Origin of the sequence: Burkholderia anthina (genome assembly GCF_902498995.1) — a bacterium.
GTDB classification, from domain to species: Bacteria; Pseudomonadota; Gammaproteobacteria; order Burkholderiales; family Burkholderiaceae; genus Burkholderia; species Burkholderia anthina.
Genome location: NZ_CABVLY010000002.1, coordinates 342474 through 361466, shown reverse-complemented (window position 1 = coordinate 361466; position 18993 = coordinate 342474). Strand labels below are relative to the sequence as shown.

The 18993-nt window shown below is 66.9% G+C and carries 17 protein-coding genes; 3 read left to right on the top strand and 14 right to left on the bottom strand.

What is annotated here, in order from left to right; all coding sequences use genetic code 11:
* Window positions 1-14: 14 nt before the first annotated feature.
* Complete coding sequence (locus BME24068_RS04465) at window positions 15-194, bottom strand: hypothetical protein (protein WP_174925275.1); 180 nt, start codon at window positions 192-194, stop codon at window positions 15-17.
* A 177-nt stretch (window positions 195-371) separates the two neighbouring features.
* Here BME24068_RS04465 and BME24068_RS04460 point away from each other — a divergent pair, with 177 nt between their 5' ends.
* A complete protein-coding gene (locus BME24068_RS04460; RefSeq protein WP_174925274.1) occupies window positions 372-848 on the top strand; it encodes an Lrp/AsnC family transcriptional regulator in 477 nt (158 codons plus the stop codon).
* Between the two features lie 9 nt (window positions 849-857).
* On the opposite strand, the gene BME24068_RS04455 is transcribed toward BME24068_RS04460, so the two are convergent.
* The 8 genes from BME24068_RS04455 to BME24068_RS04420 form a co-directional block, all read right to left on the bottom strand.
* The gene (locus BME24068_RS04455) at window positions 858-1475 is read right to left on the bottom strand and encodes a 3'-5' exonuclease (RefSeq protein WP_174925273.1); all 618 of its coding nucleotides are present in this window, start codon (window positions 1473-1475) and stop codon (window positions 858-860) included.
* A gap of 194 nt (window positions 1476-1669) precedes the next feature.
* Window positions 1670-3394 carry a tannase/feruloyl esterase family alpha/beta hydrolase gene (locus BME24068_RS04450; protein WP_174925272.1) on the bottom strand — a complete coding sequence of 575 codons (1725 nt, stop codon included), beginning with the start codon at window positions 3392-3394 and terminating at the stop codon, window positions 1670-1672.
* Window positions 3395-3421: 27 nt separating this feature from the next.
* Window positions 3422-4570 (bottom strand): porin, encoded by a 1149-nt coding sequence (locus BME24068_RS04445; RefSeq protein ID WP_174925271.1) that lies wholly within the window; start codon window positions 4568-4570, stop codon window positions 3422-3424.
* A 65-nt stretch (window positions 4571-4635) separates the two neighbouring features.
* The gene (mhpT, locus tag BME24068_RS04440; RefSeq protein ID WP_174925270.1) at window positions 4636-5841 is read right to left on the bottom strand and encodes a 3-(3-hydroxy-phenyl)propionate transporter MhpT; all 1206 of its coding nucleotides are present in this window, start codon (window positions 5839-5841) and stop codon (window positions 4636-4638) included.
* A 209-nt stretch (window positions 5842-6050) separates the two neighbouring features.
* Window positions 6051-7976 (bottom strand): feruloyl-CoA synthase, encoded by a 1926-nt coding sequence (locus BME24068_RS04435; protein ID WP_174925269.1) that lies wholly within the window; start codon window positions 7974-7976, stop codon window positions 6051-6053.
* On the bottom strand, window positions 7973-9421 hold the full coding sequence (locus BME24068_RS04430) for an aldehyde dehydrogenase (RefSeq protein WP_174925268.1): 1449 nt from the start codon (window positions 9419-9421) through the stop codon (window positions 7973-7975). The genes BME24068_RS04435 and BME24068_RS04430 overlap by 4 nt, the downstream gene beginning before the upstream one ends.
* Window positions 9422-9480: 59 nt before the next feature.
* Complete coding sequence (locus BME24068_RS04425; protein ID WP_096508724.1) at window positions 9481-10311, bottom strand: p-hydroxycinnamoyl CoA hydratase/lyase; 831 nt, start codon at window positions 10309-10311, stop codon at window positions 9481-9483.
* A 222-nt stretch (window positions 10312-10533) separates the two neighbouring features.
* Complete coding sequence (locus BME24068_RS04420) at window positions 10534-11061, bottom strand: MarR family winged helix-turn-helix transcriptional regulator (RefSeq protein ID WP_174925267.1); 528 nt, start codon at window positions 11059-11061, stop codon at window positions 10534-10536.
* Window positions 11062-11387: 326 nt separating this feature from the next.
* Here BME24068_RS04420 and BME24068_RS04415 point away from each other — a divergent pair, with 326 nt between their 5' ends.
* Both BME24068_RS04415 and BME24068_RS04410 read left to right on the top strand, forming a co-directional pair.
* Window positions 11388-12602: a DUF6402 family protein gene (locus tag BME24068_RS04415; RefSeq protein ID WP_174925266.1), complete on the top strand. Its 1215-nt coding sequence runs from the start codon at window positions 11388-11390 to the stop codon at window positions 12600-12602.
* Window positions 12569-12973, top strand: a complete 405-nt coding sequence (locus BME24068_RS04410) for a hypothetical protein (RefSeq protein WP_174925265.1) — start codon at window positions 12569-12571, stop codon at window positions 12971-12973. Before BME24068_RS04415 ends, BME24068_RS04410 begins: the two co-directional genes overlap by 34 nt.
* A gap of 389 nt (window positions 12974-13362) precedes the next feature.
* On the opposite strand, the gene BME24068_RS04405 is transcribed toward BME24068_RS04410, so the two are convergent.
* From BME24068_RS04405 to BME24068_RS04385, 5 genes are all read right to left on the bottom strand, one after another.
* Window positions 13363-14265: an SMP-30/gluconolactonase/LRE family protein gene (locus BME24068_RS04405; RefSeq protein WP_174925264.1), complete on the bottom strand. Its 903-nt coding sequence runs from the start codon at window positions 14263-14265 to the stop codon at window positions 13363-13365.
* Between the two features lie 42 nt (window positions 14266-14307).
* Window positions 14308-15327 carry an L-arabinose ABC transporter permease AraH gene (gene araH / locus BME24068_RS04400; RefSeq protein ID WP_174925263.1) on the bottom strand — a complete coding sequence of 340 codons (1020 nt, stop codon included), beginning with the start codon at window positions 15325-15327 and terminating at the stop codon, window positions 14308-14310.
* 43 nt (window positions 15328-15370) lie between these two features.
* Entirely contained in the window at window positions 15371-16942 is a 1572-nt protein-coding gene (gene araG, locus BME24068_RS04395) for an L-arabinose ABC transporter ATP-binding protein AraG (protein WP_174925262.1), read from the bottom strand.
* Between the two features lie 20 nt (window positions 16943-16962).
* A complete protein-coding gene (locus BME24068_RS04390) occupies window positions 16963-17976 on the bottom strand; it encodes an arabinose ABC transporter substrate-binding protein (RefSeq protein ID WP_174925261.1) in 1014 nt (337 codons plus the stop codon).
* An 82-nt stretch (window positions 17977-18058) separates the two neighbouring features.
* Window positions 18059-18988 (bottom strand): Gfo/Idh/MocA family protein, encoded by a 930-nt coding sequence (locus tag BME24068_RS04385; protein ID WP_174925260.1) that lies wholly within the window; start codon window positions 18986-18988, stop codon window positions 18059-18061.
* Window positions 18989-18993: the final 5 nt, after the last annotated feature.

The following is an 18993-nucleotide window of genomic DNA, read 5'->3' as shown; positions in this document are numbered from 1 at the left end:
GTCGTTCCGTTCGCTCAGGCTACCGCAGCCGCGCGGTTCGGCTTCGGCCAGTCGCGCCGGCGCGCCGGCACCGCATCGGCCGCATCGCCGACGCACTGCCGGTAGACGGACGGCGCGGCCGCGGCAATGGTCATGATGCGCTGCAGTGCGTCGGGACAGGCGGCGCGCGACGCACGCGGGTTGGCGATCAACATGGCGGGAAGCTCCGGAAAAGGACCGCGGGCGGTCCATCGGTGGATTCGGTTCGGGCGCGCACGGGTTGCGCTCGCCGACGGTCCGAAAAATAATATTGCGCATGCCCGTGAACAAAATCGCCAAATCGGCGGCCCGGACGCAAAAATTTCTCATTCTTTCAAGGTTGCCGCGCCATCATGACTACCCCACTCGATGCGTTCGATCGCAAGCTGCTGATGGAAGTCCAGCGCGACGCGCACACGCCGCAGAACGAGCTCGGCGCCCGCGTGAACCTGTCGACCGCGGCCGTGAACCGCCGCCTGCGCCGGCTCGCGGAAGACGGCGTGATCGAGCGCTATACCGCGATCGTCGCGCCGGAGAAGGTCGATCATCCGCTGACGATCGTCGTGAACGTCGAGGTCGAGAGCGAGCAGATCGACCAGCTCGACGCGATGAAGCGGACCTTCGAGCGCTGCCCGCAGATCCAGCAGTGCTACTACGTGACGGGGGAATGGGATTTCGTGCTGATCCTGGCCGTGCGCAACATGGATCAGTACAACGCGCTCACGCGCGAGCTGTTCTTCTCGAACAACAACGTGAAGCGCTTCAAGACGCTGGTGAGCATGAGCCGCGTGAAGGTCGGGCTCGAGGTGCCGCTGGACCCCGGCGAGTGACGCGCGGCGTCAGCGCGCGCCGGCGGCCAGCGACCCGAAAAACGCCGCAAGCTTCGCCTTGCTCGTCGTCTGCAAGCGCGACATGAGCCCGTGATCGATGTGCCGCAGCCCGTAGGTCTCGCCGATGTCGCGCTGCAACCGGCACCACAGATGGCTCGCGATCTCCGCGTCGACCATCGCGCGGTGGGCACGGCCCGTCTGCGGCAGGCGCAGCATGTCCGCGAGGTTCGACAGCCGGTGGCTTTGCGCATGCGGATAGATGCGTCTCGACACGAGCATCGTGCACGCGAACGCATGCTCGGCCGCCATCCCGAGCATCCCGAGCTCGGCCTGCCAGAACCGCTTGTCGAAGCCCGCGTTGTGCGCGACGACCGGATGGCTGCCGACGAACGCGGCGGCTTCCTTCATGACCTTCGCCACCGGCGGCGCCGACGCGATCATGTCGTTCGTGATCCCGGTGAGCGCGACGACGTCGGACGGGATGCGGCGGCCGGCGTTCATCAGGCTCTGGTAACGGTCGACGATCTGGCCGTCGCGCAGCAGAATCACGGCGATTTCGGTCGCCCTGTCCCCCATGTTCGGAGAAAGCCCGGTTGTTTCGAAGTCGAGTACCGCTACGGTTTGCATGGTCGAATCAGGTGAAGAATACGCGGCGAATGACGTCGGTCAGGACGCTTCGCGCCGACAGAAAGTCGCCATAGTATCTCCGGATGCCGCAGCCGGCGGCAAATGCCATCGTCATGCGCGGCGCGCCGCCGCCCGCCAGGCCGCGGCAAGAGACCGATGCATCCGCGCATCGGTCCCTGCCCACACCGTCTACGTCATCGACAACTGAAGCTCGCCGCCGAGTTCACGTCGCCCGAGCCGTTGTAGCGCGCGACCTGTGGATACGGGCACAGCGGACGCGTGCGGCCCGCACCCCACGACGCCGGCACGTCGGCGTTCGGCACCGCGTTCGTCGTGTCGCGCGCGGCGGCGACGATCGCGGCCGGCGCCTGCCCCTGCTCGACCCACGCGACGAGCGGCGTCAGCATGTCGAACTGGTCCGTCGCGGGGCCGCCCGAACAGTGGTTCATCCCCGGCACCGGATAGAAGCGCGCGAAATCCGACGCGTCGCCGCCGTTCGCCTGCGCGACCTGCGCATACCAGTCACGCGTGTCGTTGAACGAGAACACCGGGTCGCCGGTGCCGTGATAGACGAGCAGCTTCGCGCCGCGCGACTTCAGCGCGGCCAGGTTCGTCTCGTCGGGCGGCGTCATGAACGACCACGCGGATTGCGTGTACACGCCGTTCGTCGCGAAGATCGACGGCGCATCGGTGTCCATGTCGAAGCCGAGCGCGAAGCCGGCGAGGTTCGCGAGCGTCGCGGCGGTCTTCGGCGGAGACATGAACGTGAACGCCATCGCGGCCGGGTCGAGCGTGACCGAATTCGACTGCTTCCACGCGGCCCAGCCGCTGCCGGCCACGCCCGGATCGTACGGAAAGCTCGCATAGAGCGCCGTGCCCGCGCTGTTGCGCGCACCCGCGAACACGTTCTCCAGCGCGCTCTTCTGCGCGGTCGTCAGGCACGACCCGGTGCGCGCGCCGTTCGCGCAGGCCGGGATGTCCGTCTCGACGCTGAAGTGCGCCTGGCACGCGGCGACGTCCTGCACCATCCCGTCCGTCGCGCCGTCGAGCGCATCGCATTTCTCGAGGATCTTCGCGCCGACGAACTGGCGTTCCGCATCGGTGAAGCCGCTGCGGATGTCCGGCAGCCCGTTGGTGCCGGTCGCCGACGCGATCTTCGCGAACTGCTGCGCGCCGTACATCTCGCCGATCGCGGCCTTCGGCAAGTGGAAGCCCGGGTCGCCCGCGATGATCCCGTCGTAGTCGCCCGGGTTGCGCACCGCCGTGACCATCGCGTGACGGCCGCCGTTCGAGCAGCCGTCGAAATAGCTGCGGTCGGGCGCCTTGCCGTACGCGAGCCGGATCACCTGCTTGGCCATCGGCGTGAGCGCGTCGACGGCGCCGTAGCCGTAGTCGATCCGCGCCTGCGGATCGATGCCGAACAGCGGGTTCTGTGCAGCGCTGTGCCCGGAATCCGAGCTGATCACCGCGAAGCCCATGTTCAGCGCGTCGGTCAGCGGCCCGCCGCCGCCGATCTCGCCGGTCGCGGTCACGACGTTGCCGTCGAGCCCGCCGTTCGCCTGATAGAAGAAGCGGCCGTTCCATGCTTTCGGCAAGCGCATTTCGAAGCCGATCGCATAGGTGTTGCCGTCCACCGCGCTCACACGCTCGTTCATCTTCCCTTCGATCACGCAGTGCTCGGCGATCGGTTTGCCGGCCACCGTCAGCGCGCCGGCGGCCGCGGTCGTCACCGACGTGAACGACGTGTTCGCATACGCGAGCTTCGCGGCGAGCGCGTCGCAGGTCTGCGTCATCGCGGCGGGCGTCGCGGCGCTCAGGTGGGTCGGTGTGGAACTGACCGAATCGTCGCCGCCGCAACCGGCGAGCATGGCCGCCGCGGACAGCGGCGCAATACAGAGGAATGCAGATTTCCTGTTCAAGATATCTCCCGTTCGTCAGGCTGCCGATCAGAACATGTGGCGCACGCCGACCATCGCGCCGAGCTGTCCCATCCCTTCGCCGGGCGTCGTGCCGGCCCCGCCGCCGCTGACCGCGTAGCGCGCCTGCGCGCTGTTCCACAGATACGACGATTGCGCGTAGACGGCCGTGCGCTTGGTCAGCAGATAGGTCGCGCGCAGCGTGGCCATCGTCGCGCGCGTGTCGTGCGCGCTGTTGACGATCCGGTAGCCTTCGCCGTCGACGACGAAATCGGGCTTCACCGCATACGACGCGCCGACGAAGAACAGGTCCGAGTGCGCGCCGGGCGCGGCCGGCGACCCGGTCGACACGCGCCGCCCGATCCAGCCCGCGCCGATGCGCGCGCCGGCCGCCTGCGCATACGCGCTCACGTGCGTGCGCGCGTCCTTGCCGCCGCTGCTGGTGAAGGCGACCGGCTCGACGCCGTCGAAGAAGTTCGCGGCCGCGCCGGTGCCGCCGCGCTGTTCCTCGTACGAGGCCGCCGCGCCGAAGTACGCGCTGTCGTACTTGAGCATCACCGACCAGTTGCGGCACTGCAGCGCGTCGCCCGGCACCTGCCCCGCGCACGTGCCCTGCCCCGGCGAGTTGCCGGTGCCCGCGCCGTCGCGGCCGAACGAATAGGCCGCGCCGAACGTCACGCCGCGATACGTGCCGACGTAGGTCACCGCGTTGTCCGCGCGGCCGTTCGGCACGTACGCATCGAACGAGCCGAGCCCGTAGATGTCGGGGCCGATGATGTCCGCGCCCTGCAGCGCGAGATAGGTCATCGTGTACTGCCGGCCGAACGCGAGCGTGCCGAAGCCGCCCTTCAGCCCGACGAACGCCTGCCGCCCGAACAGCCGGCCGCCCTGCCCGAGATCGCCGCCGCGCACGTTGAAGCCGCTTTCGAGCGTAAAGACCGCCTGGTAGCCGGCGCCGAGATCCTCCGCACCGCGCAGCCCCCAGCGCGACGGCAGCTCGCCCGTCACGCCCGGCATGCGCACCACGTGGTCGCCGGCCGCGTTCGCGTGCGACACGAACTCGACGCCCGTATCGATGATCCCGTACAGCGTCACGCTCGACTGCGCGTGCGCGCCCGGCGCGGCGAGTGCGCAGCACGCGCCGGCGGCCAGCAGGCCGTTCCTTGTGTTCTGTTTCATGTCGTTGCGTCTCCAGACCTGGGTGAGTCGCGCGCTCTGACGGCGCGCATTGAAAAAAGCGAAACTCAGTCGCCGGCTTGCGGACGGCGAATCAGCACCAGCGCGGCGACGGCCGCAACCAGCGTGACGGGGATGCTCGCGCCGATCACAACCGGCGCGCTGCGGCCCGCGGCCAGCAGCGTCGCGGCCGCGAGCGGCCCGACGACGGAGCCGAGCCGGCCGACCGCCACCGCCGCGCCGACGCCCGTGCCGCGCATCGCGGTCGGGTAATAGATCGCGGCGAGCGCATACAGCACCGACTGGCCGCCGACCACGAACATCCCGGCCGCGAACGCGGCCGCCGCGAGCGACGCGAAGCCGGGCGCGGCCGCCAGCGCGGCGAGCGACAGCACGATCCCGGCATACATGCCGCCCACCACGCGCGACGCGCGCATCCGGTCGAGCGCCGCGCCGATGCCGAGCGCGCCGAGCCCCGCGCCGACGTTGAACGCGATCTGCACGAGGCCGACGTGCTCGCGGTCGAGCCCGCGCGCGGCCATCAGCGACGGCAGCCAGTTCAGCAGGAAGTAGAGGACGATCAGCGTGCAGAAGTAGCTGACCCACAGCGCGACCGTCGACGTCGTGCGGCCGTCGCCGAACAGCGTGCGTGCGACGCTGGTGCGCGCGGCCTGCGTGCCGGCGACGTCGAGATACGCGCGCGATTCCGGCAGGCACCACACCAGCAGCGGCACGAGCAGCAGCGGCCCCGCGCCGCCGACGTAGAAGATGTGCCGCCATTCGGTGTCGCCGGCGAGCAGCACGCCGATCAGCGACGCGATCACGCCGCCGAACGGAATCCCGCAGTACATCGTGGCCACCGCGCTGCTGCGCGAGCGCGGCTCGACCGCTTCCGACGACAGCGCGATCAGGTTCGGCATCGCGCCGCCGAGCCCGATGCCGGTCAGCACGCGCACGACGACGAGCATCGCGAAGGTCGATACCTGCGCGGTGGCGATCGACAGCAGCCCGAACAGCACGGCCGATGCGATCAGCACGCGCTTGCGGCCGATCCGGTCGGCGAGCCGGCCGCCGAGCATCGCGCCCGGCAGCAGCCCGAAGGTGCCCGCGCTGAACGCGATGCCCATCTGCGATACGGTCAGCCCGAATTCGCGCGCCATGCGCGGCGCGGCGACGCCGACCGACTGCAGGTCGAGCCCTTCGAGGAGCGCGATCGCGAAACACAGCGCGAGCGTGGTCGCGACCGCGGGTTTTTCGGCAACGTAGGTGTTCATCCTGTCTCCATTCCCATGTCTTGTAGTCGGTCGGCCCTGCAACGGCCGCCGCGCACCGCCGGCCAGTGGCGGACGAGCGCGCGAGGTGTCGGCTGAACGGCCGTCTTTATCAGGCAACCTGATTCAATGGCCGCAAGTATGCCTGCCGGTCACGTGGCCGGCCGGTCGGTCGTTACGCCTGCTTGTTGTTGCTTGAACCTGCCTGCTGCTTACGCGTACATCACGTCGGGATCGCGCCGCGCCGGGTCGTACAGCGCATCGATCGTCGCCGCGCGGTGCTGCTGCACGGCCGCCTGGTTCAGCGAACCCTTGTCGGTCACTTCGCCGAGATCGAGCGACGGCGGCGTGTCGATCAGCCGGATGCGCGCAACGAAGGTCGAACCGCCGCTCGCGTTCCGGTTCAGCGCGGCGAGCCATGCCGCGAACGCCGCGCGCACGGCCGGCGCGCGCAGCACGTCGCGCACCGGCACATCGGCTGCAAGCCCCGCGAGCGCGCGGCACGCGTCGACGCGCGGAAACACGAGCAAGCCGATGTCGTCGCGATTGATCCCGGTGACGACCACGTCCTGCACGTACGGCGCGCCGCTCGACACCGCATTCGCGCGCAACGGCCCGACGCTGACGAACGTGCCGCTGCTCAGCTTGAAATCCTCGGTCAGCCGCCCGTCGAACAGCAGCCCGAGTTCCGGCCGCGCCGGATCGGCGAAGACGCCCGCGTCGCCGCTGCGGTAATAGCCTTCGTCGTCGAACACGTCGCGCGGATCGGCGTCCGCATGCCAGTAGCCGCGCATCACGTTCGGCCCCTTGAAGCGCAGTTCGAGCTTGCCGCCGCACGGCACGAGCTTCGCGTCGCAGCCGGGCGCGGGCAGCCCGATATAGCCGGCGCGCATCAGCGGCCCCGTCGTGAACAGGCACGACGGCGACGCCTCCGTCATCCCGAGGCCGGCCATGATCCGGATGCGCTCGCCGCAATGCGCGTCGGTCACGCGGTCGAGCCGGTCCCACGCGGCCTGCGACAGCCCCGCGCCGCCGAAGAAATACAGCTTCACGCGCGAGAAGAACGTGTCGCGCAGTTCGGCATCGCGTTCGAGCGCGGCGGTCAGCTCTTCCCAGCCCTTCGGCACGTTGAAGTAGATCGTCGGCGCGATCTCGCGCAGGTTGCGCACGGTTTCGTCGAAGCGGCCGGGCACCGGCCGGCCGTCGTCGATGTACAGCGTGCCGCCGTTGTACAGCGCGATGCCGAGGTTGTGACTGCCGCCGAACGTGTGATTCCACGGCAGCCAGTCGACCAGCACCGGCGGCTCGCGCGTGAGCTCGGGCATCGTCTGGCGCAGCATCTGCTGGTTGCTGCACAGCATCCGGTGCGTGGTCGGCACGGCCTTCGGCAGCTTCGTCGAACCGGACGTGAACAGGATCTTCGCAAGATGATCCGGGCCGACCGCCGCATGGATCGCGTCGATCGTGCGCGGCGCGGTGGCGAGCAGGCGCGACAGCGGCACCGCGCGGCGCTTTCCGTCCGCGTCTGCGTGTGTGTCCGAGTCGACATCGGCATCGCGTGCGACGATCAGCGCCGCGTCGGCCGGCAACGTCGCGCCGAGCGCACGCGCGAACGGCGCGCGTTCGGCGACGAACACCGCGCCCGGCTTCAGCACGCCGAGCGTATGGCGCAGCTTGCCGTAGTCGGTCGACACCAGCGAATACGCGGGCGAGATCGGCGAGTACGGCACGCCGGCCAGCATCGCCGCGAACATCAGTTGCAGATGCTCGAGATCGTTGCCGGACAGCACCGCGAGCGGACGCTCAGCCGACAGCCCGAGATCGACGAGGCCCTGCCCGAGCGCGCGGGCGCGTTCGAGCATCTGCGCGTAGGTGATCTCGATCCAGCGGCCGTCGGCGCCGCGTCGCGCGGCCAGCACGCGCTCGGGGTGCGCTTGTGCGCCGCGCACGAGGCAGTCGGTCAGCCGCGTCGGGTAATCGCCGAGCGGTTCGCGCGAGCGGAGATACCACGCGCCGCTTTCCGCGCGACGAATCTCGGCGGAGCCTACTGCGACGGCCGCCGCGCGATAGCGCACGCCGCTCGTGCCGGCCACGGGCCCGCTTGCGGGCTTCGATGCATTCATCGTCACCTCGCTCATATGGGGTAGTGACGCGGTGTGGTCTGCACGGTAATCCAGCGCAGCTCGGTGAATTCGGCGATCGACGCGCGGCTGCCGAAGCGGCCGTAACCGCTCGCCTTCGTGCCGCCGAACGGCATCTGCGCTTCATCGTGCACGGTCGGCCCGTTGATGTGGCAGATCCCCGATTCGATCCGGCGCGCGACTGTCATCGCGCGTGCGACGTCGCGGCTGAACACGCTCGCCGACAATCCGAACTCGCTGTCGTTCGCGAGCGCGATGGCTTCGTCGTCGTTGTCCGCGCGCAGGATCGCGACGACCGGCGCGAACGACTCCTCGCGATAGAGCCGCATGTCGCGCGTGACGCCGTCGACGATCGCCGGCTGCATCGTCGCGCCTTCGATCCGGCAGCCGAGCGGCAGGCGCGCCCCGTGCGCACGTGCGTCCTCGACGAGCGACGCGGCACGCGCGGCCGCCGCCGCATCGACCATCGTGCCGAGCGGGTGGCCGGCCAGCGGATCGCCGGCGACCAGCGTGCGCGCCTTCTCGCCCAGCCGTTCGACGAGCGCATCGGCGATCGGACGCGCGGCGATCACGCGCTCGGTCGACATGCAGATCTGCCCCTGGTTGAAGAACGCGCCGAACGCGATCGCGTCGACGGCCGCGGCGAGATCCGCATCGTCGAGCACGAGCACCGGCGCCTTGCCGCCGAGTTCGAGCAGCACGGGTTTCAGGTGCGCGGCCGCATGGCGCGCGATGATGCGCCCGACGTGCGTCGATCCGGTGAAGTTGATCCGCTTCACGTGCGGATGCGCGATCAGCCGCTCGACGAGCGCCGGCGCATCGGCCGCCGCATGCGTGATTACGTTGACGACACCCGCGCCGAGGCCCGCGTCGTTCAGCACCGCGCCGATCAGCGCGTGCACGCCCGGACACGCTTCGGACGCCTTCAGCACCACCGTGTTGCCGCATGCGAGCGGCATCGCCAGCGCACGCGTGCCGAGGATCACCGGCGCATTCCACGGCGCGATGCCGAGCACCACGCCGCACGGCACGCGCATCGCCAGCGCGAGATTGCCGGGCACGTCGGACGGGATCACGTCGCCGTCGATCTGCGTCGTCATCGACGCGGCCTCGCGCAGCATGTTCGCCGCGAGCGTCACGTTGAAGCCGAGCCAGCCGGGCGTCGCGCCGGTCTCGGCGATGCCGGTCGCGACGATCTCGTCGATGCGCGCGTCCATCAGGTCGGCCGCCTTCAGCAGCCGGCGGCGCCGCTCGGTCGGCGCAAGCGCCGCCCATGCGGGGAACGCGCGGTGCGCGGCGTCGATCGCCGCATCGGCGTCGGCGACGCCGGCCGCCGGCGCGCGCGACGCGAGCGCGCCCGTCGCGGGGTTGAATCGGTCGAAGGTTCGCCCGTCGCGGGCGGTGCACCACTCGCCTGCGATCAGCATCCGTCTGTCGGTCATGTCGTCTCCTGCCTTGCCTGTCTCTTGCGGTTGCGTTGGCGGTTTTGTCAGCGCTCGTATCAGCGCTTGTATGCCTGCAGGCCCGGCTTGATCGTCTTGTCGTCGAGGAACTGCTTGAGCCCCTGCTCGCGGCCGCGCTCCGGATCGCGCAGCTGCGCCTGGTCGAGCTTCGCGTACAGGTAATCCTCGCACTGCTCCCACGTGAGTTCGCGCGAGCGCTTGAAGCCGTGTTTCGCCGCGCGCAGCACGACCGGGTTCTTGTCCATCAGCCGCGCGGCCAGCGCGATCGTCGCGTCGCGCAGGCCGGCCAGCGGCACGCTGCTGTTCACGAGGCCCATGTCCGCCGCTTCGACGCCGGTGAAGGTGTCGCCGGTCATGATGTAGTGCAGCGCGCGGCGATGCCCGACCGTGTCCGCCATCGCCTTGCTGACGAGGTTGCCCGGCGGGATGCCCCAGTTGATCTCCGACAGCCCGAACACCGCCTCGTCGGCGGCGATCGCGAGGTCGCACGCGACGAGCGGCGAGAAGCCGCCGCCGAAGCACCAGCCGTTCACCATCGCGATCGTCGGCTTGTTGTACATCCGCAGACGGCGCCACTGCCATTCCGATGCGTCGCGGCGCACCTTTTCCTGCAGCGCGTCGGAGCCGCCGTCGATCTCGCGGAAATATTCCTTCAGATCCATGCCGGCCGTCCACGCGGCGCCCGCGCCGGTCAGCACCAGCACCTTCGCCGCGTCGTCGAACTCGACCGCGTCGAGGACCTCCAGCATCTCCCGGTTCAGCGTCGGGCTCATTGCATTGCGCTTGTCCGGACGGTTCAGCGTGACCCACGCGATGCCGGCCTCCACGTTCACTTCAACGGTCTGCCAGCGGTTGTCGTACTTGCTCATGTTTGTTCCTGTCGTTCGTTTCCAGTGCGATTCGGTGCGCAGCGATCCTGCTGCGGACGGCTTCATTTAATATCAGGCCACCTGATATTGCAAGCGGCACGTGCGCCGGTGTAAACCCGGAGCGGAAAGCGGCAGAAACGGGGAAGGACGGTGTGGCCAGCGCCGGCCGGGAAAGGCGAACGCGGGCCGCACGGGCCCGCGCCGTGAAGGTTCGGGAAGGTGTCAGCCGCGCAGGTTGCGCGAGAACAGTTCGAGTGCGCGCTGCACGTGCGCGGCGTCGTCGGCGGCGATGTCGCCGAGCATGCGCGTCTCGAGCGGGCGCAGCACGGCTTCGCACTCGCGCAGCATCGCCGCGCCTTCGTCGGTCAGCGTCAGCAGGATGATGCGGCCGTGCGACGGGTCGGCTTCGCGCGTGACGAAACCGCGGGCCGCCATCACGCTCATCACTTCGTTGGCCGATTGCGGCGTGATCCACGAGCGCTCGGCCAGCTGCGCATTCGACGACGCGCCGCGCGCCTCGAGCACCGACAGCGCCGTGTATTGCGCGAGCGTGATGCCGAGCGGCGCGAGCGCGTCGGTCATGTGACGGCGCAGCAGGCGGTCGAGACCGCCGATCACGTAGGTCAGGCGCTGCTGGACGCGCGCCTTCGGCTTGTCGCCCGCCGCGCGGGCGGCGCTTTTCGCGGCGCCTGCCGTGGCGCTCGTCGCGGCGGTTTTCGGATTCGCGGGCTTGGTCGGTGCGGAACTCATGGTGCGGGCGGGATGGAATTGCGGGCCATCTTACCAGCACGTGGGAGGGCGAACGCATAGTCGCGACATCACGCTCAGCGTACCGCCATGTTCTCAGTTGCCTCGTATAAGTACGAAATTATCGGTCGGAACGCTAATTAAATTACCAAAAGCAATCGATTCCCATCTTGAAAATGGTTCGTCACTTCGTGACGGGGTAAAAGAACAGCTTCATTCCAACCTTCACGGGGTGGAGTGGCTGCAGCACTGGAAACGACAAGTGTTGATATGGGGCGGGAATTTTTCAACCATTAAATAAATTATCCATATATCGATGAAATCTATTTATGAATGACGTAAAAAAGATTCCTTACTATAAACCGCAAAAAGGGTTGCTAGGGCCTGAGTTGAAGAAGTACGAGGGCGCACAAGGATGCATCCCGCTTGAGACTCAAAAAACCGTATCAATCGATAGACTAGCTCCAGGCGAAAAACCGCCGCCTCCCCTTCCACTGCCACCCAAATCGGTAGTGGAGCCACCCAAAACTCGGAAGCAAGCAGAAGCATCGCAGCCGAAGACCAAAGAACCACCAAAGCAAAACGAGGCCGAAGTTTGCGAGAATCCCCCGCCTTTTGATTTGCAAGATGTAACTATTGCGATGGATAACCTGGGCTGGAGGATATCAGCCAAACTCGCACGCATTTGGTTCGCGAGTTTCGAGCACATTTATAATGATAATACCAAATCGACTCAACCAATAGATAGTGATAGCGTAACCCTTGACTGGGCGTTGAAATTTGGCAGCGTACGCAGAAAATACGAAAAACTTCTTGCCGAGGACATTTATCGAGACGCCGCTATAGTCGAGGCAAGAACGAAAATTCTTTCAAAAATCAACAAGATGTTCTCGGAAGACCGACGAGCAAATCTCAATATCAATACGGTTCAATTTTTGCCTGATATCCGTCAATTTCATATCGATTGGCAATTTCAGCTTGCCTCGATCAGCAATTGGGACACGCTCGAGAATCTCGCACCAACCGACCTCACGGGAGCCTTGGCGAATTTCAATATATACGCAGCCATAGGCAATCTCGAGATCGCTGGCGAAAAATATTTTAGATACGAAAAAACGAGCAATTTTTATTGCCTGAACGCCATTGGAAAAATTACGCACATATACGTTTACGTCAAAGATAACTACTCATTTAATGGAATTCAATATTTGGGGCATTGGAACAAGCGTGGCGTGATCATCGCGCCGGGGCCCGTGATAAGTGGGTCGGCGTCCAGTTCGCCAAAGCGTGATACTGATGTGGATATCTGGGTAAAAAGCATCAACAAGCCCGTTGACACGAGGAGAAGCCTTTTCGGGAAGTTCAAAGAGCCTGACGTGTTCTATCCGGTCTACAACTCAGACTACAGTCGGTGGCGCGCCAAGCATCATAGGGGTGGGGACTTCATGATATATTCAAAGCCTGTCTATCTGAAGCTAAAGAAACCGGTTGAAATAAAACTTGGTGAAATATGCAGATTAGCGCCATCAGAATCGCTGGGCTAGCCATTCTTGGGTTTTTGCTGATTGGCTCTTCCATTCACATGATCAGGCCAAATTATGGTCAGTGTGCTTTTTTTGAAAAAGAACTGAATGGAGGGAAGAAAGAATTTGAAGGTGTGGAATATTACGCAAAGCTGTGTGGCGCGAATATTCGGAATGGCCATGAAGTGAGATTTCAGCTTTTTGATGGAGCTGGAGAATTGCGCGCTCAACGCTATTTCTCATACTATGTAAATTCAGCAACTGAGCGAGAATTGGTAGATGGTGTTGGCGGAATCGTATATTACGATAGCTCAAGCAGTGATGTGATGCAGTTGCTTGCGATTCCGCCTACCAAATGGGATTGGGTTCGCGCCCGACTACCTTTATTTTAATTGTGGTGATTGTGTGTAAAAGAAAAGCCCCCGTAGCGGCTTCTGTCGTGTCATCCGACACCGAAGTATCGGGCGCTCGACGGCGGTTTGTTCCGGCCTACGGCTGCGGAAGGCAGATTTGTATATAAGACGATGCTTTGAGCCTGGTCGATGGATGTGGCTGGCGGAATATGAGAAGCAGCAGTGGACGGGGAAAGGATGACCTTGCGTCACGTCGGCGTTACCCATTCCGCGATCACGTTTTGTGCGCGGCATTCATGTCGCGGATGCGGCGCGCCTGAATTCCGCTGAGAAAGACGAGGGCTGATCAGCCTCGTTCAACGCACATCTTTCGTACAACCCGGATCTTTGCCTGCCAGCCGATAGAACCTGCCGTCCACACCCGCCATTCATCCAGTACGTGTCCCAGCAAACCGCGCCGTCGCCAACCCCGCATGCCGCGTCTGCGCGACGAACACGCCGCCGGCATCGGCATCGCTCGCCAGCGCGTCATCGCTCAACCCGACCCGCGCACTCGTCACGTACAACCGGCCTTCGCCGTCGAGCGCCACGCAGCTCGGCTGCGCGGTCGGCACCGCGACGCGCGCCGTTTCGACGCCGTCCGGCCCGTAGCGCACCACCCGCCGGCCGCCCCACTGCGCATTCCACAGCCCGCCGTCGCGGTCCATCGTCGAGCCGTCCGGGTCGCCGTCCGCATCGGTCAGCCGTGCGAACGGCCGCACGTTGTCGACCTCACCTCCCGCGCGGTAATCGCAGACGAGAATCTCGCGCACCATCGAATCGCAGAAGGTCATCCGCGTGCCATCCGGCGAAAACGCGATGCTGTTCGCGATCGCCGCGGCCGGCAGCGCCAGCCGTTCGAGCGTGAGATCCGGATTGAGCCGATAGAACCCGCCGACCGCGCGCGGCGGCTCGCCGCCTTCGTCCTTCATCCCGAACACGAACGCGCCGAACGGGTCGCACCGGCCGTCGTTGAGCCGCGTCGGCAAGTCGGGCTCGACGTCGACGATCCGCGCGAACGCACCGCTGCGCAGATCGAAGAACGCGAGATGCGTCGCGAGCCCGACGAGCAGCACGTGCGGCTCGTTCGTCAGCGCGAAGCACGCGAGCCGTTCGGGCATCGGCCACTGCGCGAGGTCGGAGCCGTCCGCGCGGCAGCGCCACAGGCATGCGCCTTCGATGTCCGTCCAGTACAGCGCGTGCGTCGCGTCGCACCACGTCGCGCCTTCGCCGAGCGTGTTGCGGCTGTCGACCAGCAGCGTCGCCGATGCGCCCGGATGAGTCTGTTGCATGCCGTCTCCCGATATCTGTCGCATTCGCGGGCGGCGCCTTCCTCAGATCTTCATCGCGCGCCGCTGGTTGCGACGATACTGGTCGAACAGCACCGCGAGCAACAGAATTCCGCCGCGTATCAGATATTGGTAAAAGGTCGGCACGTTCAGGAGGCTCATGGCGTCCTGCACCGCGCCCATGATCAGCACGCCGACCAGCACGCCGGAGATCGTCGCGACGCCGCCCGTCAGCGACACGCCGCCGAGCACGCACGCGGAGATCACGCCGAGCTCGAGGCCGACCGACGTCTTCGGGTCGCCGAGGCTCATCCGCGATGCGAGCATCACGCCGGCGAAGCCGGTCACGAGCCCCTGCAGCACGAACACGGTGATCTTGATGCGCATCACCGGCAACCCCGCGAGCAGCGCGGCCTCCCCGTTGCCGCCCACGGCCAGCACGTTCTTGCCGAACACCGTCTTGCGCAGCAGGAAGCCGAACACGACGAAGCCGACGATGTTGCTCCAGATCGGAAACGAGATGCCGAGGAACGAGCCGGAGCCGAGTTCGAAGAAGCGTTCCTCGGAGATCATCACCGCATCGCCGTTCGACGTGATGAACGCGAGCCCGCGCACGACTTCCATCATCGCGAGCGTGACGATCAGCGAATTGATCCGCCAGCGCGCGATCAGCACGCCGTTCACGAGCCCGACCGCGCCGCCCGCGAGGATGCCGGCCGCGGTGCCGAACAGCACGCTGTGCGTCGCGGTGATCAGCGTCGATGCGACGACGCCCGAGAACGCGACGATCGACGCGACCGACAGGTCGACCTCGCCGAGCGCGAGCACGAACATCATCGTCACCGCGATCGAGCCGATCAGCGTGACCGACAGCAGCAGGCCCTGGATGTTGCGCGGCGTGAGGAAGTCCGGCACGGTCAGCGACAGCACCGCGAACAGCACCAGGAACACCATCACGATGCCGGAGCGGTTGATCAGTTGCCACACGCCGCCGCGGGCGCGCGCGGGCGCGACGGCGGCATCGGAGGACGGGGAAGTGCGTTGGGGTTGCATGGCCTGACTCATATCGATTGCATTCCGGTTGACTGCGCGATTGACTGCGCGCCGCTCAGCGCGGCAGCGCGAGCTTGATCAGCGTGTCGGGCGTCGCCTGCGCCTTCGCGACTTCGCCCGCGATCCGTCCTTCCTTCATCACGACGATGCGGTCCGACACGCCGATCACCTCGGCCAGATCGCTCGACACGATGATCACGGTGCGGCCCGCTTCCGCGAGTTCGTAGAACAGGTTGTAGATTTCCGCGCGCGCGCCGACGTCGATGCCGCGCGTCGGCTCGTCCATCAGGAACACGTCGATACGCTCGGCCAGCCAGCGCGCGAGCACGACCTTCTGCTGGTTGCCGCCCGACAGCGCGCCGATCGGCGTGTCGCCGTCGCGGGTCTTGATCGCGAGCCGCTCGATGTATTTCTGCGCGAGCTCGCGTTCGCGCCGCGCGTCGAGCAGCACGCGCGCCGGGCTGAAGTGGCGGCGCGCGCTGATGTTCAGGTTGTCGGCCACCGACGCGATCGCGACGATGCCTTCCTGCTTGCGGTCTTCCGGGCACAGCGCGATGCCGGCGCGCACCGCGTGGCGCGGGCTCGCGAACGCGACACGCTTGCCGCCCAGCTCGACGTGGCCGCCGCTCGGGCGCGCCGCGCCGTACAGCAGCTTCATCAGCTCCGAGCGTCCCGCGCCGACGAGCCCGAAGAAGCCGACGATCTCGCCGCGCCGCGCGGCGAACGACACCGGCTCGGACAAGCCCGGCCCGATCAGCCCCTTCGCCTCGATCAGCACGTCGCCGGCCGCGCGCGGCCGGTAGCCGTACACGTCCTCGATCGAGCGGCCGACCATGCAGCCGATCAGCCGGTCGCGGTCCAGGTCGGCGACCGATTCGAACGTCTCGATGCGCCGGCCGTCGCGAAACACCGTCACGCGATCGCACAGCGCGTCGACTTCCTCCATCCGGTGCGTGACGTAGATGATCGCGCGCCCTTCCGCGCGCAGCGAACGGATGATCCGGAACAACTGCGTCGTTTCGCGCGCGGACAGCGAACTCGTCGGTTCGTCGAAGGCGATCACGCGCGCGTCGCGCATCAGCGCCTTGCCGATCTCGATCATCTGGCGCTGCCCGATCGACAGGTACTTCACCGGAATGTCCGGATCGATGTGCTCGCCGAGCCGTTCCAGCGCGTCGAGCGCACGCGCGGCGAGCGCGCGTTCGTCGACCACGCCGAGCCGGCTCGGCAGTTGCCCGAGCATCAGGTTTTCCGCGACCGTCAGCTCGGGTACCAGATGCAGTTCCTGGTAGATGATCGCGATGCCGGCCTCGAGCGCGGCGCGGGTCGACGCGAAGCGCTGCACCGTGCCGTTCAGCGTCAGCGTGCCGGCCTGCGGCTGGTTCACGCCGGACAGCACCTTCAGCAGCGTCGATTTGCCCGCGCCGTTCTCGCCCATCAGGCCGTGCACCTCGCCAGCGCGCACCGACAGCGACACGGCGTCGAGCGCGCGCACGCCCGGAAACGTCACCGTGATGCCGTCGAGCGCGAGCAGCGCGCCGCCCGGCGGCGCACCGACACCGGTGCCGGCACCGGCTTGCGCGGCGGCGTCGCTGCCGAACACGGCCGTCATCGTCTGCATCGTCATCGCGTCGTCGCCCCGCACGCTCAGATGCCGAGCTCGGCGCGCACGGCCTGCCAGTTCGCGCGCGTCATCAGCTTGCCGCTCGTCTGCGTGTCGGCCGGCGGCACCTTGCCGTTGCGGATCCAGTCAACGAGGTTCTGCGTGCTGTCCTTGCCGTGGTTCGTCGAGCTGACCGCGATCGTCCCGTAAAAGCCGGTCGGCTCCTTCTTCTGGAATTCGGCGAACGCCTCGCCCGCGCCGTTGATGCCGACGCCGATCACGTCGGCCGCCGGGATGTGCAGCTGTTCGGTCGCGCGCACCGCGCCGAGCACGGTTTCCTCGTTCAGCGCGTAGACCACCCACTTCTTGATGTTCGGATGACGCGCGAGCACGGGCGCGGCCGCGCTGAAGCCGCCTTCGTCGTCGGTCGTCTTCTGCGGCGCGTCGAAGATGTTGTCCTTGCGGAAGCCGTTCGCGAGCAGCGCCTCGGTCGCGCCGTCGGTGCGCAGCTTCGCGGTCGGCAACTCGTAGTTGGTGATGCGCAGCGCGCCGACTTCTTCCGGCTTCCAGCCGCGCCGCTTCATCTCGTCGGAGATCGCCTGGCCGACCTGGTTGCCGATCTTGGTCGCCGACATCCCGAGGTGCGGCACGTTCGGCAGCGGCTTGCCGGTCGAATCGACGAGCTGGTCGTCGACCGTCACGAACTTCATGTTGTAGCGCTTCGCGCGCGCGGCGATCGCCGGCCCGAGCCGCACGTCGGGCGCGCAGATCACGAAGCCCTGCGCGCCTTGCGAGCCGAGGTTGTCGATCGCGGCCAGCACCTTCTCGCCGTCCGGCGTGCCGATCTTCACGACCGAGAAGTGCTCCTTCTGGCCGAGCGCGGACGCGGCGTTCTGCTCGTTGATGAACCATGCCTGCTCGGGCATCTTCACCAGGAAGCCGATCTTCAGCGGTGCGTCGGCGTGCGCGGCGCCCGTCATCCCGAGCGGCGCGATGCAAAGCGCGGCCAACAGCGCGCGCAGGGTGTGGCGGCGGATCGTGCGGGTCGTGCGGTTCATGCGGTGTGTCTCCTTGTATTGGCTTGGGTCTTCAACATCCGTCGCGCCGGGTCGCGCTCGCTTGGCGCGTGCCGGCACGGTGTCAGCGGCCGAACGCGTCGGTCCCGACGCGCCGCCCGAACAGGAACGCATCGGCGACGAGCCGCAACGGCCGTACGTCGACGTCGCTTTCGCCGCGCGCGATCAGCGCGCGGAAGTGCGCATACAGCGCCGGATACTCGCGCTCGGGCCCGATCTCGACCGGCGCGCCGTCGATCGACAACTGCGCGCCGCCGCGGCTGATCGCGAGCACGCCGTCCGACGTGTCGACGGCGATTTCCCATTGCTCGACGGGGCCGTGCCGCCAGTCGAATTCCGCGCGCACGGGCACGCCGTCGGTATCCGCGCAATCGAGTTCGGCCGCGATCGGCATCTGCGCATCGCTCGGCACGTAGAGCGTCGCTTCACACAGCACGAGCTCGCGCGGCAGGATTCGCGTGACGATCGACAGCGCGTTGATGCCGGGATCGAACACGCCGAGGCCGCCGGGCTCCCAGATCCACTGCTGCCCCGGATGCCAGCGCCGCACGTCCTCTTTCCAGCGCACCTGCACGGCGCGGATCGTGCGCGCGGCGAGCCATGCGCGCGCCGGTTCCACCGCGCTCGCGCAACGCGAATGCCAGGTCGCGAACAGCGTGAGGCCGCGCTCGCGCGCGAGCGCGTCCAGCACGGCCACTTCGCCGAGCGTCGCGCCCGGCGGCTTTTCGAGCATCACGTGCTTGCCGGCTTCGAGCGCGGCGCGCGCCTGTGCGTAGCGCACCTGCGGCGGCGCGCACAGCGACACCGCATCGAGCCCGGGCTCGGCGGCCAGCAGCGCGGGCAGATCCGGATAGTTGCGCACGCCGCTGACTTCCGCGTGGCGGCTCGCGCACGCGGTCAGCGCGAAGCCCGGTTCGGCGGCGATCGCCGGCAGATGCTGGTCACGCGCGATCTTGCCGATCCCGATCACGCCCAGCGAAATCACCTTGCTCATCTGCG